The sequence below is a fragment of the Paenibacillus sp. R-74696 genome (assembly GCF_055814915.1).
On the sequence record NZ_JBPULM010000045.1, the window covers coordinates 957963 to 974347 of the forward strand.

16 protein-coding genes are annotated in these 16385 nt (G+C 51.0%); all 16 read right to left on the minus strand.

Features of this window, described 5'->3' with window-relative positions; genetic code table 11:
* Positions 1-4: 4 nt before the first annotated feature.
* Positions 5-271 (minus strand): phosphopantetheine-binding protein, encoded by a 267-nt coding sequence (locus ACSR9A_RS24415; RefSeq protein ID WP_473760127.1) that lies wholly within the window; start codon positions 269-271, stop codon positions 5-7.
* Complete coding sequence (locus ACSR9A_RS24420) at positions 258-1553, minus strand: UDP-glucose dehydrogenase family protein (protein ID WP_473760129.1); 1296 nt, start codon at positions 1551-1553, stop codon at positions 258-260. Before ACSR9A_RS24420 ends, ACSR9A_RS24415 begins: the two co-directional genes overlap by 14 nt.
* Positions 1550-2644, minus strand: a complete 1095-nt coding sequence (locus ACSR9A_RS24425; RefSeq protein WP_473760130.1) for an NAD-dependent epimerase/dehydratase family protein — start codon at positions 2642-2644, stop codon at positions 1550-1552. The genes ACSR9A_RS24420 and ACSR9A_RS24425 overlap by 4 nt, the downstream gene beginning before the upstream one ends.
* 19 nt (positions 2645-2663) lie before the next feature.
* Positions 2664-3446 carry a glucose-1-phosphate cytidylyltransferase gene (gene rfbF / locus ACSR9A_RS24430; RefSeq protein WP_473760131.1) on the minus strand — a complete coding sequence of 261 codons (783 nt, stop codon included), beginning with the start codon at positions 3444-3446 and terminating at the stop codon, positions 2664-2666.
* Between the two features lie 145 nt (positions 3447-3591).
* On the minus strand, positions 3592-4395 hold the full coding sequence (locus ACSR9A_RS24435; RefSeq protein WP_473760133.1) for an ABC transporter permease: 804 nt from the start codon (positions 4393-4395) through the stop codon (positions 3592-3594).
* A gap of 5 nt (positions 4396-4400) precedes the next feature.
* Positions 4401-5210, minus strand: a complete 810-nt coding sequence (locus tag ACSR9A_RS24440) for an ABC transporter permease (protein WP_473760135.1) — start codon at positions 5208-5210, stop codon at positions 4401-4403.
* A complete protein-coding gene (locus ACSR9A_RS24445; RefSeq protein ID WP_341281902.1) occupies positions 5197-6189 on the minus strand; it encodes an ABC transporter ATP-binding protein in 993 nt (330 codons plus the stop codon). Before ACSR9A_RS24445 ends, ACSR9A_RS24440 begins: the two co-directional genes overlap by 14 nt.
* A gap of 14 nt (positions 6190-6203) precedes the next feature.
* Positions 6204-7238, minus strand: a complete 1035-nt coding sequence (locus ACSR9A_RS24450; protein WP_473760138.1) for a Gfo/Idh/MocA family protein — start codon at positions 7236-7238, stop codon at positions 6204-6206.
* A gap of 14 nt (positions 7239-7252) precedes the next feature.
* Positions 7253-8443 (minus strand): radical SAM protein, encoded by a 1191-nt coding sequence (locus tag ACSR9A_RS24455; RefSeq protein ID WP_473760139.1) that lies wholly within the window; start codon positions 8441-8443, stop codon positions 7253-7255.
* A gap of 80 nt (positions 8444-8523) precedes the next feature.
* Positions 8524-9633 carry a radical SAM protein gene (locus ACSR9A_RS24460; protein ID WP_473760140.1) on the minus strand — a complete coding sequence of 370 codons (1110 nt, stop codon included), beginning with the start codon at positions 9631-9633 and terminating at the stop codon, positions 8524-8526.
* Between the two features lie 34 nt (positions 9634-9667).
* The gene (locus ACSR9A_RS24465; protein ID WP_473760142.1) at positions 9668-10798 is read right to left on the minus strand and encodes a glycosyltransferase family protein; all 1131 of its coding nucleotides are present in this window, start codon (positions 10796-10798) and stop codon (positions 9668-9670) included.
* A gap of 29 nt (positions 10799-10827) precedes the next feature.
* Positions 10828-12162, minus strand: a complete 1335-nt coding sequence (locus ACSR9A_RS24470) for an ATP-grasp domain-containing protein (RefSeq protein WP_473760143.1) — start codon at positions 12160-12162, stop codon at positions 10828-10830.
* Positions 12159-12398 (minus strand): acyl carrier protein, encoded by a 240-nt coding sequence (locus ACSR9A_RS24475; protein WP_473760257.1) that lies wholly within the window; start codon positions 12396-12398, stop codon positions 12159-12161. The genes ACSR9A_RS24470 and ACSR9A_RS24475 overlap by 4 nt, the downstream gene beginning before the upstream one ends.
* Before the next feature lie 2 nt (positions 12399-12400).
* On the minus strand, positions 12401-13243 hold the full coding sequence (locus tag ACSR9A_RS24480) for a class I SAM-dependent methyltransferase (protein WP_473760259.1): 843 nt from the start codon (positions 13241-13243) through the stop codon (positions 12401-12403).
* A 194-nt stretch (positions 13244-13437) separates the two neighbouring features.
* A complete protein-coding gene (locus ACSR9A_RS24485; RefSeq protein WP_473760144.1) occupies positions 13438-14469 on the minus strand; it encodes a hypothetical protein in 1032 nt (343 codons plus the stop codon).
* A gap of 354 nt (positions 14470-14823) precedes the next feature.
* Positions 14824-16362 carry a glycoside hydrolase family 43 protein gene (locus ACSR9A_RS24490; RefSeq protein WP_473760146.1) on the minus strand — a complete coding sequence of 513 codons (1539 nt, stop codon included), beginning with the start codon at positions 16360-16362 and terminating at the stop codon, positions 14824-14826.
* Positions 16363-16385 lie beyond the last annotated feature (23 nt).

The following is a 16385-nucleotide window of genomic DNA, read 5'->3' on the forward strand; positions in this document are numbered from 1 at the left end:
TCGCTCACTCCTTCGATGGCTGCATCTCCTTATATTTCGAGATCAGCTCCCCGATTTTCCGCATCGTGGAGACATTTTCCGTCAATAAATCTTCATCATCGATCATCAGGCCAAAATATTGCTCCAGCTCAACTACAAGCTCCACCACAAGAACGGAGCTTAAATACTGCTCCGTTAAATCCGCATCCTCTCCAAGCCCCACAAGCAGCTCCGGCTCTAGGTTCAACAGCTTCGCCAATATATTCACGATGCTTTCCTTATTTTCCAGCATGAACAATCACCCCGCTTTGCGCTTCCGTATACCTGCCGTCGATGACGAGCTTGCCTGAGAGCAAATGCCTTTTCTCTGCAAATTCCTTCCAGCTGGTAATCAGCGCGATAACTTCGCTCCCCGAAGCCAGCTCCTCCATCGTTTGTGCATATGAAATAGGCATTCCGTAAGCTAGATCGAACGCTTTCATCGCTAGCGGGTCATAGGCAGCAATGCTTAGATAGCCCATCCCGAGCAATTGACGAATGATTTCAAAGGAAACGGCGCCGCGTACATCGTCGCTGCCCGGCTTAAATGAAAGCCCCAGAATGCCAATCTTACGGCTCTTCTGGTCTCCGGCAGCAGCGGCAATCCGCTCCGCCATTCGCAGCTGCGCCTTTTGGTTCACGAGGGCCGCAGCCTGCAGCAGGTCGGCATGCTCGCCAATGACAGAAGCGTGATGAATCATAGACGCGATGTCCTTAGGCAAGCAATATCCGCCGAAACCGCAGCCTGGATATACGTAATCGGTCATCTTGGCTGGCGTGCCATGCCATCGCTTGTCCTCGTGAAGCAAGCGAAACGCCTGAGGAATCTCAATGTCGCCAGTCTGCTCCGCAATCAGTGCCATCTCATTCGCGAAGCTGATTAGCGTGGCGAGCAACGAATTGGACATATATTTAACAAATTCGGCAGTTGTGGCCGATACGCGGTGGACGGGAGCATCAAAGCCCAAGGCATACAGCTCGGCAAGCATCCGTCCGCCGACAGGCTCAGCCTCCCCAATGACGATTCGGTCCGGCTCCATCACATCGCGCCACGCCGAGCCTTCCCTTAGAAACTCCGGGTTTGCTGCCAGGCCGACATGCTCTCCAAGGCGTAATCCCAGCTGCTTGAGCAGAGGAGCAATTACGCGCGAAGTTGTACCCGGCGGTACGGTGGACTTTATGACCAGCACGCGGAAGCGGCCGTCGAGCAACACCTCGCTGCTTTCCTTCACCCCATCCAGCAGGGCGTTCAAATCTGCGCTGCCATCGGCAAGAGCGGGAGTGCCTACGCAGTAAAAGATATATTCCGCATTACGCAAGGCTTCTTCAAGCGTATCGCAAACCACGAATCGGCTGCCCAGATAGCGCCCAAGCTGCTCTTGCAGCTCTGGCTCGTGAAACGGTATCCTTCCGTTTTGGTACAGCTCCCTTTTTTCCGGATCGCAATCGTATGCAAATACGGTACAGCCGAGACGATGGGCAAGTCCAAGCCCGGTCGTCAGACCAACGAAGCCTAGTCCGATTACCGCGATCATACGGAGATCAACTCCTTCTGCAGAAACGTTAAATAACGTCTGACTCCTTCGGACACTTCAATCTCGGGCCGGTAACCGAGCACACCTCGGGCTTTTGAAAGGTCCGGACAGCGCCTAGACGGGTTATGCAGCAAGTAATCCTTTTCTGGGGATGCAGTGTAGTGGATGTCGCCCGTGTAGCCTTGCAGCTCGGCGGCAGCCTCACGATATATGCCAGCCAGTTGTTCAACGGACAGCTCGCCGCCGTCCATGCCGATATTAAAAAAGTCGAATTCGTCATGCAGAAGGACGCGGAGGTAGCCGTCAATCGCGTCAGCAATGTAGCAAAACGTCCGAGTCGGCTTGCCGTCCGAGTGAATGACAATCGGTTCATTCCGGAGCACGGCAAGCGCGAAGTCGGCGGGCAGCCTTCGATCCGTGAGCGACATACCGGGACCGAAATTGTTGAACGGCCGCACAACACGGACTGGCATGCCGAATGTCTGATGATAGACGTAGCACAGCGTCTCGCCCATTCGTTTCGACTCATCGTAGCATGCGCGCGGGCCGATGCTCGCCACATGTCCCCAGTACGACTCAGGGGTCGGTATGAAATCCGGGTCCGGATCGCCGTATATTTCGCTGCTGGAAAAGAACAGAAGCCCCTTCAGCGGGCGATGCTTATAGAAGTCGAGCAGCCGCTGCAGCCCCATGACATTCGCTTCGATCGTTTCGACTGGAAACTGCCGATAAAATGTGGGCGAGGCGATGGAAGCCATATGAAAGACGTAATCAGCAGACTCGGCGCCCTGCACAAGCTCAAGGCTGTCTCTGGCAATATCGAACGTGTGCGCCTCGATATCCTGATGTTTCTGGGTTAGGCGGGAAAGCCACTCCGGGATGCCGGAACGGAAGGTATCGAGCAGCAGCAGCTTGTCATAGGCATAGCCCTGCTGCTTCAGATGAACGAACAAGTGAGTCAGATAAAACCCGATAAAGCCGCCGCAGCCGGTAATCAAAATGTTCATCCCGACGAAGCAGGCGGGGTTGGCCATTTTTTCTTGGATATACGCCATATCTTCCTGTACGATCGGATTATTCATCGCATCCATAGGTATTTCAGCACCTCCCTTAATCCTCGCGCCAGCTCTTCCAGGGGGCTTCCCCGGAAGCCCAAAGGCTTTCAAGATACTGCTTATCGCGCATCGTATCCATGCAGTCCCAGAACCCATCGTGTCTGTAAGCCATCAGCTGTCCCTCCTCAGCCAGCCGAGGAAGGACATCGCTCTCAAGCACATCCGAATCGTGAGCGATATAATCAAGCACGCCTGGCTCAAAGACAAAAAAACCGCCGTTAATCCAGCCTCCGGTATCAGCCTTTTCCTTGAAGCAGACGACCTGATCGCCCATTAGGTCCACCGTGCCGAAGCGGGCACGAGGCTTGACGAGCGTGACCGTGGCCAATTTGCCATGGGATTTGTGATAATCGAGCAAGCTCTTGACGTCGATGTCCCCCACTCCATCCCCATAGGTCGTCATGAATGTATCGCCGCAGAGCTGATCCCGAAGCCTGTGCAGTCGCCCGCCCGTCATGGTGCTCAATCCCGTATCGAGCAGATGCACCGTCCAATCCGGCTGCCTGTGCCTGACAATATCGACGGTCGCGTGGCTCATCTGGATGCAGAAATCGTTTTGTAAATACATATAATTAAGAAAATATTGCTTGATCATTTCCTTCTTGTAGCCTAGAGCGATAATAAACTCATTAAAGCCGCAAGCATCGTAAATATTCATAATATGGCATAAAATCGGCATGCCTCCGATCTCTACCATCGGCTTCGGCCGCAGCATCGTTTCTTCACCCAGACGGGTACCGAAGCCGCCGGACAATAAGACAACCTTTGTTTTCCCCATCCCCGACGCTCCTCTGTTAAGAACTTCTATTTTCAATCGTCATGTGCTTGGCGTCCGCACTATGGTGCTTTTCGATCATGCGCAGCCCGTAAATGGGCATCCCCTGCTGAACTAGACTAGTCTCGACTAAGCTCCGAATCGCCCCCTAGCTGCTTGCGCTGGAATAATTGCGGATGGCCACATTCCACAGCTTCCGCGAGAGGAATAAGAACAGCAGCGGGGCGATCAGGAACCAGACCATATGCGTCCAGGTCAGTCGATCGAGCACGAACAGCAGCGGAAAATTAGTAATGACAAGCACCGGGAACAAAAACGTGCCTACATGCCTAACCGAGCGGCCGTATATATGCATTGGCACATGGTTCATATCCCATATCGCGGTAGACATCTGATTGACCGCCGCCGTCTGCACCGTCCAGAACGAGATCAAGGATGGCATCAGGAAAATCGCATATTTGAGCACGATGCCAAGGAAGATGAACAGCATGAACACCAATACCCGCGAAGGTGTGACCGGAATGCCCATGCGAGCCCAAGCCATGATAATCATCCCTGCTCCAGCCACTATGTTTGTAAACGAAAAGCCGAAGTCCACATTGCGCAGCGTCGCAATAAACTGCAACGAAACCGGCTTAGTGATGAGCAAATCAAGCGTTCCGTTTCGAACGTGATTGCTCAAATTCATGAAGTTCGAATAAAAGAAAAGACAATAAAAGCCCGTCATCATCGTAAAGGACCCGACAAACATCATCATCATATCCGGTGTATAGCCGTTAATGACGACCCCGACGCGGAACGCAACCATTACATAAAGCAGCTTGATGAATAAATAAGCGATTTCAATCGTGTTCGCGAACAAAAAATTGATCCGGTATTCCATCTGGGCGATGAAGCAGTTTTTGACGAAAACCTTGTAGATCAACGCGTATTTTTTTAATGTCTTTAACAAGGCTGCTACCCTCCCACCGCGATATATTTCGTGAGACCCTGCCTCCACAGCACGGTTGAGAGTGCGGCGAACACCCCTATCCAGATCAGCTGCATCATTGCCCCAGTAGCAATTTCCGGGCCGGTCAGCATGCCGCTGAGCAGACGGATCGGGAAATAAATCACGTAATTGAACGGCAGCGCCAGCAGTATGGCCTTGGTAACCGGGCCGTAAATATCAAGCGGAAACAACCCTCCGCCCGCAATATTGGCAAGCAGCACAAACGTCCGAAATGCGCCATTCGCTTCCGTGAACCAGAAGGCGACAGCACTTAAGCTGTAATAGATGAAGAAGTTCAGCATTAAAGCGCTGGGCACAACGCATAGAAACAGCAAAATATAGGGCAGGTTGACCGGAAAATCGAGCCACGCATCCAGCAGCAGCATGACAATTACTGAAAGGGCGAGCACAACGAGCATTTGCACGCTTTTTTCCCCAAGAAAACAGAAAATCCGGTATGATAAATACCCGATCGGCTTGACGAGGTACTTATTCAATCCGCCGTCCTTTATGTCCCGGGCAATTTCGTATTGGAACGTGGTGCCGATCAGCTTAGACATCAAGACGGCCAGAATGGAATAGGCGATCATCTGGTTATACGAAAATCCGAACACCATTTGTTGGCCCGAGCTGGTAAACACCGCCCTCCAGTAGAAGTACTGAATTAAAATCGGAAATACCGCGCCAAATAGGTTCAGAAAGAAGTTCGTCCGGTATTCCAGCGAATTTTGCACGCCGAGTGAGAAGGTTTTCAAGTACATGCTATGCAGTCTCATGCTTCTCACCGCCACTTTGGTACAGCAGGGCGATGCCCTCCTCAATCGGAATATCCTCGATGGTGAAATCGATTACGGGCAGGTGATCAAGCACCCAGCGCGACATTTTTTTAATTTCCGACTGCTCGAACACGAACTTCACATGCGTATCCTTGAATTCCTTGACCTCCCCGACTTGATTCAGCACCCATTCTTCAACGGGCTCGGAAAGCACAAGCTTCATAATTTTTTTATGCCCGAGCCTTTCATTAACCTCACTCAGCCCACCGTCAAATACGATCCTTCCGTGGTTGATGATAATAGACCGATCGCATAACTCCTCAATATCGTTCATGTAATGGCTGGTCAGGACGATTGTCGTTTTTTTGTCGCGATTGTAATATTTGAAAAACTCCCTTATTTTGCGCTGCGAAATAATATCGAGACCGATGGTCGGCTCATCAAGGAGGAGGATTCTCGGCTTATGAATGAGAGCGGCAATCAGCTCCATCTTCATCCGTTCGCCTAGCGACAATCTGCGCACCTGCACCTTAAGCAGCTCCTTCACGTCCAGCAGCTCGGTCAGCTCTCCCAGCGTCCGCGCATACTCCGCATCGTCCACTTCGTAGATACATTTGTTCAGGTATAGCGACTCATTCGCAGGCAAGTCCCACCACAGCTGATTTTTCTGTCCCATGACGATGGAAAATTGCCGTTTAAATTCGTTTTTCCGCTCCCATGGCGTGTAGCCGAACACTTTGGCGCTGCCGCTCGTCGGATGCAAAATGCCCGACAGCATCTTGAGCGTCGTCGTCTTGCCGGCACCATTCGGCCCGAGGAATCCGACGACCTCGCCCTCCTCGATGCTGAAGGAAATATCCGAAACCGCATGTTTGGTTTGCTGCTCGCGGCGGAACAAATTTTGGATCGAACTTTTAAGTCCCAGCTCTTTCTTATGGTAAGTGAAGGATTTGGATAAGCCGTCAACCTCAATGATCATGCCTGTTGTCTCCTTTACTTCATACCTTCCTCGACATAGCGCTTGTGGTACACAGCGGCCGCAAGAATCCGCTCCTGGAGCCTAACTCGCTCCAGCGATTCACGAAGAAGCTCGCGACTTCCTTTGCCAGTCCCCGTCCAGATGCTGTCGCGGAAATACGCCAGCTGATTTTCGTAATAATGCATCGGCTCAAAGCTTTTGCTGCCAAGCGGGCGGCCGGTTCCCGGCTCCTCGATCTTGATCGTGATTTTATATCTCCCAACGTTTGCGCGAAAAAAATCGTTTACTACCAGGGTGGCATGCTCCAGCCTCAATACATGCCGCGTACGGTAAGGGCGTTCGAAGGAAGCCGACAGTTCCGCAACGAACCCGCTGGCATAGGCGAGCGAGGCGTCGAACGTCCAGTCGCAGCCCCTCGGACCGTCGAACGCTGATTCCGCCTTCAGCTTCGAGGGCTTGGTTGCCTCAATGCCCGGCAGCTGCTGCAGCATTTGCAGCCAGTAACAGCCAAGGTCGGCGAAGACGCCTCCTCCTCTGCCTGGATCGCAGCGGTAGCTCGTGATTGGCAGATCACGCATCGATATATGCAGCTCCGTCCGCATCTGCAGCAGCTTGCCATAACGCTGTTCTTGAATGAGCTCCCGCAAGGCGCTCTGCCACGGGTGATGCTGGATCATCAGCCCTTCTAGCACGACCACTGGCTCGCCTGCAAGCCGCTCCGCAAGCTGCGCACACTCCACCGCATTCATCGCAATCGGCTTCTCCACCAGCACATGCTTGCCCGCCCGGACGGCGCGCAGCACCCATTCCGCATGGAGGTCATTGCTCAGCGCGATATACACGGCGTCCACATCCCGGCTTGCCAATACATCCTCAAGCCGCTCAAATACGTGCGGTACACCGAATTCCGCAGCCAGCGCCTCCGCCCGCGATCTTGTACGGTTAGCAATGCCCACCACCCTAATGCCTTCGACGAACGGAAGCGGCTGGAATACTGCCCTGCGAACGATGGACGCACAGCCGATGATGCCTAGAGCTAAAGTTCTCATGTCAGCATCAGCTCCTATATGTGCTTTAGCGCCGAGACGCCATGCAGATACAGCACATTGCACTTGGAGCATGCCGGGGTCAAGCCGTTATTGATGGTCTCCCGAAGGCGATCGTATTCCGCGGAATTCCATATTTCCTCGAGGCTTTTTTCTTTTAGATTGCCTACCGTGAACTCGGAGAAAAATTTACAGGCCGAAATGTTTCCTGTCGGCGTTACGTCAATGCGCGTAGCCAGCGCCAAACAATCGGTCGCACAGCGACTGGTCATGACCTCGCCTGTGACGAAACGCTCGATTTCGTCAAATTCGAGCCCCGGCTGGTAGCGCAGACGGGTGTCCCAGACACGTTCGTTCATTTTGCGAAGCTGCTCCAGCAGGGAGGGAAGATGCTGCGGCTCAATCCGGTACTTGAAGGCGTGCCAGCTGCTCTTCTCTCCCTCCTCAATATGGCGCAGCCAATCGAAGTGCTCGCGAAAATAATCGTCCATCGCAAGCGACGTATCCTGAGCGATATACCAAGGGAACGTCAGCAGCACGAGATCAATTCCCCGCTGCTCGAAGCTCTCCATCAGATCGTATAAATAATAGATGTTTGCGTTATTGATGACACAATGGACCGAAATCCGTCCATGAAACCGCCCCTCTGATCGAAGCGCCAGCAGCTGGTCGATGCCCTTCATCACCTTGCTGTAAGAACCCTTTCCCCGGATGAGATCGTGATCCTTCTCGAACCCTTCCACGGCGATAAGCAGCTCCAGCTGCTCAGAAATACGCAGCATTTGCTCCATATATTGATCGAAGAGCAATCCATTGGAGCAAATCGTGACCTCACGATGATCCTCCTCCAGCATCGTCAAAATCTCGCCGAATCGCCGGTGGAACATCGGCTCGCCGCCCCACAAATACAAGCGCGATTTCGCCTGCTTCGTATCCTCGAACAACCGTTTCACAATGGCTACGTCGATATCCAAATTTTGTTCAGCCACCTCCATCTGATGATGGTAGCCATCCTCGTTCCATTGGTAGCAATGCTTGCAGCGCAAATTGCAGCGGTTGGTCAGCTTAATGGCGACCACCTCGGGAAGCTCCGTCTTGTATTTCGGGTTTTCCCGCTTCTGCCTCATTGGGATCGCTGCGTTTCGGATCGTTCGCTTCAGAATCTCAAACGACTTCTCATCCATTCGGATATTTGTTTTAGGCTGCACGCTTACTTCCCTCCCCTTAAGCTCAGCATAGATTCCTAAGTGACGCGAGGCTCTGCCGCCTCAGGCTTTGGCAAGGCCGCTCAGCGCGGCTTCTCGTTATAATACAAGCAGCAGCCCGGGCAAATGGAAAACAGCTGCTTGCGCAAATAGTCCCTGTACTGCTTGTATTTCGTGCCGTTCCAAATCTCCTTTAAGCTGAGCTCATTGACGTTCCCGAGTGATAGATCATAGAAATTGTGGCAGGAGGTTACCTCGCCTCTAGCACTCACCTCCGTGCTGATCCATGGAAAAACGCAGCGCTTCTTCATATTGGTAACCTTGGACCATTCCGCATTAAAATAATGGCGGATATTTTCCTCGCTGATTACCTTCGGATACGCATTAAAGTACATGCCGTGCTCCGCACAGTGGCGCTCAATCCGCTTCAACTGCCGGCACAGCTCCGCTGCATCGACTTCCGCGAACTGCGCAGGATCAGCGATGAAGCCTCTCGCAATCGGCGCGGCGGCAATATCGAAATGCTCCCGCAGTACGCCTGCGTAGTGATCGTAACGCTCCCGGGTGACATATTGCTGCAGCTCGACGCTAATACAATCCAGCATTGCAAGGTCTAAGCTTTCAAAGTAGAACCGCTCCAAATGTTTGTAATTCGTCGGCGTGACGGTTGTACTGATACCAATTTTCGGGTATTCACTGCCCATTGCTTCCCGAAGCTCATAAAGCTTGCGGATGCCTTTCATGGCCTTGCGAAAGACGCCAGCTCCTCGCTGCGCGTCATTGATCTCCTCGGGACCGTCGAGTGACACCCAGATTCGTTCCGGAGGAAAGGCCATAATCATCTCCGCATGCCGCTCCAGCAAGGTACCGTTAGTGGGAAAATGAGCTTTGCTCCCCGTGGTGTGAATGAGCTCCAATACCTCGTCGATCCATGGGTAAAGCAGCGGCTCGCCCCCGTAAAGCTCATAATAGGGGCGTGTCTCCTTGCATTCCTCAATAATCCGTTTCACCACACCAATATCGAGCTTCTTTAGCTCTGGCTTCTCCTTGTAGGAGCCATTATCTCCCCACTCGAAGCACATTTTGCAGCGTAAATTGCACGATTCGATCAGCTGCAGAAAAATCCACTTGGGACTGTGCAGGTCTAACGCTTGCGCCGCGATAGGCGCGGACTCCGTTTTAATCGCCATCATCTCGCCCTCCTCCCTAAGGATACCGTCCTTCAACTCAACCCATTCGTTCCAAATAGTCGTCCGTATACGATCTCGTCGCTGCTCGTTTCGCGAGCAGCCGTTCATGAATCGTCTCTAGCGCCTCCTCTGCAAACCCCGCGCGCTCCCAATCCTCATAGGTAATTCCAAGTCCATGCTCCAGCCATACTTCCAAGTTTCTCCTCTCATGCTCGCCGAACGGCTCAAGCATAATGACCGGTGTGGCCGAGGCCAGCGAATCCATCAGCGTCCCCGCCCCGGGCTTGCTAATGATGCCCTTAGCCTGTCGAATGACATCATAGAGACCATGATAGGATGGCAGATTGGAAAATGACGGTGCAGTATCCGGCCTAATCTCGCCGAACCTTGGAAATTCATGCTCCCCAGACTCCCCTTTAATCCATGCCATCCACCCGGGATCGTTCATGTAATAACGATTGCCCGGCTTCTGCCGCTCGGCCTCCGCTGGCTCATAAGCAACGACATCGAGGTCAAGACCCAGCTGCGCAAGCTCCGGTATTTTTCCTTGATACGTCCCCATCCCCCAGCCTCCGCCATGAATCACATACCGAGGCGCTCTATCTGCGAAAGGCAGCGGTTCTCCGTCGCCGACAAGAATCTGAAGATGAATAGACAACGTTGACGACGCATACAGCCAAACCTCTCGGTAACGAGCAGGGTAATCGGGCCTATATTTTTTGAGGCTTTTCCAAGAGGGCGACAAATCCGAATCCACATAGAGCAGATCGACCTCCAGCTCGGCGGCATCGGCACCGAGCTTCTCTCTGTACAGTTCCAGGATGTACACCCAATGCCCAGACAAGGAAATAAACCTCCTTCTTCCCCCCGTCGCCCAGCTGTTTAGCAGGTCAAAGATTTGTTCCGAATCGAAGCTGTCACGAATATCCTTGGGCAGCTTCGTGGCGATTTTCGCAAGCGCAAAATTATCATGATAAGCCTTCCTGCTGTCTATGATTTTTGCTTGCTTTTCCTTTTGCATGAACCCTTCAAATACCAGCACCTCGGTCGGTATGCCGCGCTGTCTTAATTGATAGTTCACGATTAAACCAGGGTTATAGAAGCCGAGCCCGAAGCCTGAGCAAAGAATTGTGGTGAAACGATTGTCCCGAATAGCCCCATTGCCCATCTTATTTTTCTACTCCTTCCCTATAAGCTTTAATTGGTTACGGCAATACCGCTTGTCTTCAGGAGAATGCGCATGCGGGAAAGCAGCTCGCTGCAGCGTTCTATCTGCCCCGCTGCAGCGGACAAATAAAGCCTTCCCTTGCGCTTTAATCCATCCGCCTGATTGATCGTGAACGTACCCGCACTAAGCGGTAGAATTCCCTCTCCCCGATCAGGCCGGAAGAGCAGCCCTTCGCGCTCCATAGCCGCAAGCAAATCTGCGTACTCCACGATTCCATGGCAGATGACGGACAAATAGGTAAGGTTCCCCTGAAGCGAAAATTCGGCCAAATAATCGTCCAGCCGTTTTTTAATGAGGCTCATCGACTTGCGTGCGTTAATTTCAACGATCGGCACGAGACCACCGTCCGCCAGCAGCATCGAATCGACACAGACGTGGCCGTGGTAACCGCTTTCATAAAGCAGATCGGCCGTGTTCTGCATGAGCTTAAAATAGTCTTCACGCTCCAGCTTTTCTATGAGCTCCTCGCTTGCACTGAACGTGCCCTGATAGGCAAATTCGGCATTCATGACCTGCTGTACGGAAATCAGCTCATAGCCGCCGTCCGCATCAATATGGAATTGGCATGAAAAATCGGTTTCCTTGTCCAGCAGTGGCTCGAGCAGAAATAAAGCTGACTTACCCTTCTGCTCCTGGGCCGCAACATACCCGGCTATACGCTCCAGCGTCGCCATGCTTTGGATCAGCAAATTCCCTTTGCCGGATACGCCAAACGTATCCTTAATAAGCACGGGACCGGCACCCAACATCGCTTCCGCGGTGCGCCTCAGCTCCATATGATTCCTCACAATCCTCGTTGGCGGGCCATAGCCCAGACTTTCTCTGAGCTCTGTCGAGTATAGCTTGGAATTCACATGCCTAATCGTATCCATATCCGGATAACGCCCACCTAGCCGATAAAGCGAAGATAGCTCCTGCAAGCCCTCCAGTACGGCAAACGGCTCTACTAAGCCGCCCGGCGGAAGCAGTTCCTCATACTGGCGCACTGCCCCCTTATTCAGTATTTGCTGGAAGGGATTTTCCTCCCGCGCTCCGCTGTTAGCCTCAAGTGGCTCGTCGCTCGTCCTAAACGTCAGGCCAATGCTACTCAAATAGCGAAGCTGCGCCGGGGCCACGGGATTTCGGGTAAGCAGCACATCCGAGCTTTCGCAAAATAAAAATAACAGCTCGTCCATGGCGCCAACTATTGCCTTTGCCTGCGGATCAGGCAGGGAAGGCAGCTTCGCCAGCGTTTCATCCCGCCACAGCGACTCCGCATCGAAGGCGCCGCAATGGATCTTCGTTACGCCCCCAGCCCGTCTCATGCGCTTTTTGCTTGAATAAAATTGCAGAATATATCGATCGATTGCAGATGCTCCATATCAAATTGGTCAAAATCGATTTCGATTTCGAATTCGTCTTCGATTCGGAGTATGAAATTAATCAGCTGCAGCGAGTCCAGCCCCGCGTCATTCAGCATATCGGAGGCTCCCGTCAGCGTAGCCGTCAGGTCAGGCTCATTCTTGATTTCGGATATAATCGTAATAATTTGCGTCTGCAGCATTACTTGTTCTCCCCTTCATTTCGTTTTCGAATAACCGCCAAAATATCGGTTTGCGGGTATTTCAAATTATAATTGGTTAAATGCGGCTGCCGATTTTCCGTGATTGAAATGAGCTCCAATTCTCCAGGCAGTGAATTTAGCACATGTTCTATGAACGCTTGCTTCGTAAAACGCCAAATGACGCCGTCAATAGACGAATTGGCCATATAACCCGCGCTCATTTGTTTGCCTGAGCCCTGTTCCTCCAAAATAACAGGATCCAGAATCCACAATTCCCCTCCTTTATTTAGTAGCCTTGCACATTCCTTAAACGCTTTTTTATGATGCCGAATGTGATGAAAGCACCTGGCGAAGACGATCTTGTCAAAGCTTTCGTCCGCCTTCTCCACCTGATAAATACCAGAATGGAGGCAATTGTGCAGCCGGCCCTTCTTCATGCCGAATTGAAGGTATTTTTCATTAATATCCAGATTGAAAAACTCTACATCCCTCCAACGCTTCGCATGCTTGTTCAGAAGCCCCGTTCCACAGCCAACCTGCAGCACGCTTCCTTGTAATTCAGGCAAAAAACGATAAACCGCTGTCGGTTTTGGAAAGTTAAGCACAAACATCGACATCTCATATAGCCGGGGATGCTTTTCTACCAAACGCACGAGCTTACTGACGTAGAAGGGATTTTTTTTCGTTTGCTTTTTAAAATCGCGTTTATTCCAGAAATAATAAGGCGGATACAACAAGACGTAATACATGAGGTAAATCAATCGCAGCAGCATAACGCCAAACGGACTTGTGTGTCGACTGACCTGATGCTGAATCGGTGAGGTTGTTAGCATTGTCTTCATTGCCAAGCGAGTGAACAACTCCTCTCATCTACAACATGGGTGATGTAGCCTGTGAGTCAATGGCCTACTTCAACTTTATAGACAGTGGTGTTCGCTGTGCAATAAGACTTTTTTGATGAACCGTTTCTTTGTTTGAATAAACCTTATTTCCTTCTATTGCACTTTTTTAAAACATTTGCACTTTCTAGAAATCATTAAGGAATAGCCAATTGATTCAAGCATTTTTCCAAAAACAATGCTTCACTACGTTTCAATTGCTGCGTGCAGCGAATGGCATTTACGAGGTTGCTTGGGTCCCTTCTGACCCGCTGCTTCACACACCATTGATGAACAATTACGGTTTGCTTAAGCACATCCTGCAACATCGCAAGCAGGCCATTATCGGATATCAGCTTGTGAGCCTGTAAGTACTCGATTCTTTTTATCATCCATTGCTTATGATTGACGAGCGTCTGGAGCGCTTTCATATGAAGGAGTGGCTGGTCTGATTCCAGCTCCCTTTCAAGGAATTGCTCGAGCAGATCATACACGCGCAGGCCAAACCAGAAATGAATCCTTTGCGGATTTTTTTCAGTCAACGGCTTGGACAGCAAATACTCCTCCAGTGACCTTGCGATAAAATGAATGTCCAGCTCAAAAGCTTGCGTGCTTAAATCCCGGTATGGATACTCGATAATCTCCAATGTCTGGCTGATGCGCTGCTTGATAGGTCCTGCATGCCGAAGCGATTCTCGCAGCAGATCGAAGCTGACCGGTCTACCCGAGTCATAGACCGGCGGATTCGAAAAGTAGCCTGCAACATAGAACAGCTGCTGCGAAACATCAACGCCGTGAATAAGCAAATGATGCACCTGCTGCTTGGTTTGGTAAGAGGAAGTGCCGGGAATATAATATTCGTCTAGCGCGATAGCTAAATATTGATTTTTGTGCAAGCAATCGATGAAGAAGGTTAATGGGTCATCAAACCACGACCTTAATTGATCCGTATGCAGCTTTGACACAAAGGTATAGGGCAGTTCATGAAAAAAAGATGAGGACGCGAAATGAATAAAGTTGCCCTTATCAAATTCGGGAACGCCAAACAGATGGATATAGTGGCTAAACAGCCATGGCAGAGATAATGCTTCATTCGTCAGCACAATGGCCTGGGAAAAGGCGTGGTACGAATTGACCTCAATGATCGGCTTGCGAAGCGGAAGGATATGAGAGGTGTTTACAGCTTCCAATTAGATCGCCTCTTTTCAATGGGATAATTCCACCATAGGTTAATCTCTTTTTTCCTGCAATTGCACTTTTTTGAGCATGTTTTAAAAATGGAGATTGCCGACCGAATATAGGGATATTTTCTTCATTCATTAACGAGCTTAAGCGATGGTTGTATAAATATCGGTTTTCTAGCGCCGATTCGTGTAACATAGCACCATTATCCAGTTCTCTCAACGCATCTTTAAATTACACGAAATGATGTAAAAAATTAACCATTTTCAGTAAAAAGCGATAAATAAATAAAAAAGACCGCTAATCAATTAGCGGCCTACGTCCAATCTTGGTCGTACAGATTTGAAGATTAATCCTGAAAATTAATTAGTTCTATAATCAAAATAATCGAACTGTGCCGGCGAGTCACTTGGTTTCCCATTGCCGGAAGCATACAAGCCAACGTAGACTCCTGTAAAACCGCCGGCCACTTCGCTTGACAGATAGAAACATTCTCCCCGTCCGAGCTCTGTCTCCTCCTCACCGTTCAATGTAAAGGCAAAGACATAAGTAGTCGCATCTGCTGCGATGCTTAGAAGGATGGAACCTACGGGAATGGACTCCTCCCGCTCCACTTTCCACAAGGAGCCTATTCTCCGGCGAAACAGTACCGTCTTAACCCCGTCAATGCGAGTTACGGCAATCTCATAATGCCCCTTCTCATTCATATAAATGGTTAAACCAGCTTCCTCTCCATCTCGAGAAGGCTCGAAATCCAGCAAGGCAGATACATGACATTCCAAATGACGCTGCCGCTGGCCGACGAACGTCTGACGTTCGATCCCATCAAGTCCCTGTTCCATACCGAGGAGCGTTAGCCAACCTGGCCGGCGCGTGAGCGAATACGCCTCTGGCACCGGATTGCGAAGGTAATTCCAATGCAGGTTGAGCGACTCGCTGTTAAAATCATCACGACAAATGCCTTCGCATTTACCCAGACTTCCTTCATAAAAGGATGGGCCCTCAATTTCTAATTGAGCCTTGCCATCATATCCGATAACAGGCCAACCATCATCCGACCACGTAACTTGAATTAAAAACGTTTCCCTACCTAAATGATGGTAAAACGGATAACCAAGAGGACGGATACCCAGGTAGACTGCCCACCAGCTTCCATCATGCGCTTCGACGAAATCGGCATGACCCGTTGCCTGAATCGGTAAGCCTGTACTGCGGTTACTCAAGATAGGATTGCTCGGACAAGACTGGAATGGACCGTAAGGCTCCACGCTTCTTGCAATTGTCACCATATGACCGAACTCAGTACCACCTTCCGCAATAAGCAAGTAATACCAATCGGCTATACGATACAAGTGCGGACCTTCGGGGTAGCTGCCTCCCGTTCCCTCCCAGATCAGCCTGCGCTCCGTAAGAATGGCTCCCGTATCCGGATCCATCTCCGCCTGATAGATGCCCGGAAGCTCATCTCCTCCTCCGGTACCAGTCACGTACACCTTTCCATCTTCATCGAACATGAGAGAAGGATCAATACCGCCCCACTCCAGCCAAACGGGCTCTGACCAAGGCCCTTCCGGCCGATCTGCTGTCACAATGAAGTTCCCACCATGCTGTACGTTCGTTGTAATTAAATAAAAGCGCCCGCCGCGATAACGCAGAGTAGGTGCATAGATTCCCGTGAAGCTAAAGGCCCCGCCGCCGCTAGTTTTAGTCCCTAGAGGCAATTGGCTTTCCCTAGTCAGCACATGCCCGATCTGAGTCCAATTGACCAAGTCGCTGCTGTGAAAGATCGGAATGCCGGGGTAATAGTTGAATGAGCTGTTGACTAAATAATAATCGCTTCCGACCCTGCATATGCTGGGATCGGGATAACAACCGCTCAAGACGGGATTGGAGAATTTCATTGTCTTCAACTCCTATAGTCCGA

Excerpts from the sequence above, each read along its gene's own strand:
- ACSR9A_RS24450 (WP_473760138.1), bottom strand. The coding sequence starts at position 7,238 with ATGAGAACTTTAGCTCTAGGCATCATCGGCTGTGCGTCCATCGTTCGC.
- ACSR9A_RS24440 (WP_473760135.1), bottom strand. The coding sequence starts at position 5,210 with ATGAGACTGCATAGCATGTACTTGAAAACCTTCTCACTCGGCGTGCAA.
- ACSR9A_RS24425 (WP_473760130.1), bottom strand. The coding sequence starts at position 2,644 with ATGGATGCGATGAATAATCCGATCGTACAGGAAGATATGGCGTATATC.
- rfbF (WP_473760131.1), bottom strand. The coding sequence starts at position 3,446 with ATGGGGAAAACAAAGGTTGTCTTATTGTCCGGCGGCTTCGGTACCCGT.
- ACSR9A_RS24415 (WP_473760127.1), bottom strand. The coding sequence starts at position 271 with ATGCTGGAAAATAAGGAAAGCATCGTGAATATATTGGCGAAGCTGTTG.
- ACSR9A_RS24445 (WP_341281902.1), bottom strand. The coding sequence starts at position 6,189 with ATGATCATTGAGGTTGACGGCTTATCCAAATCCTTCACTTACCATAAG.
- ACSR9A_RS24465 (WP_473760142.1), bottom strand. The coding sequence starts at position 10,798 with ATGGGCAATGGGGCTATTCGGGACAATCGTTTCACCACAATTCTTTGC.
- ACSR9A_RS24460 (WP_473760140.1), bottom strand. The coding sequence starts at position 9,633 with ATGATGGCGATTAAAACGGAGTCCGCGCCTATCGCGGCGCAAGCGTTA.
- ACSR9A_RS24480 (WP_473760259.1), bottom strand. The coding sequence starts at position 13,243 with ATGAAGACAATGCTAACAACCTCACCGATTCAGCATCAGGTCAGTCGA.
- ACSR9A_RS24490 (WP_473760146.1), bottom strand. The coding sequence starts at position 16,362 with ATGAAATTCTCCAATCCCGTCTTGAGCGGTTGTTATCCCGATCCCAGC.
- ACSR9A_RS24420 (WP_473760129.1), bottom strand. The coding sequence starts at position 1,553 with ATGATCGCGGTAATCGGACTAGGCTTCGTTGGTCTGACGACCGGGCTT.
- ACSR9A_RS24470 (WP_473760143.1), bottom strand. The coding sequence starts at position 12,162 with ATGAGACGGGCTGGGGGCGTAACGAAGATCCATTGCGGCGCCTTCGAT.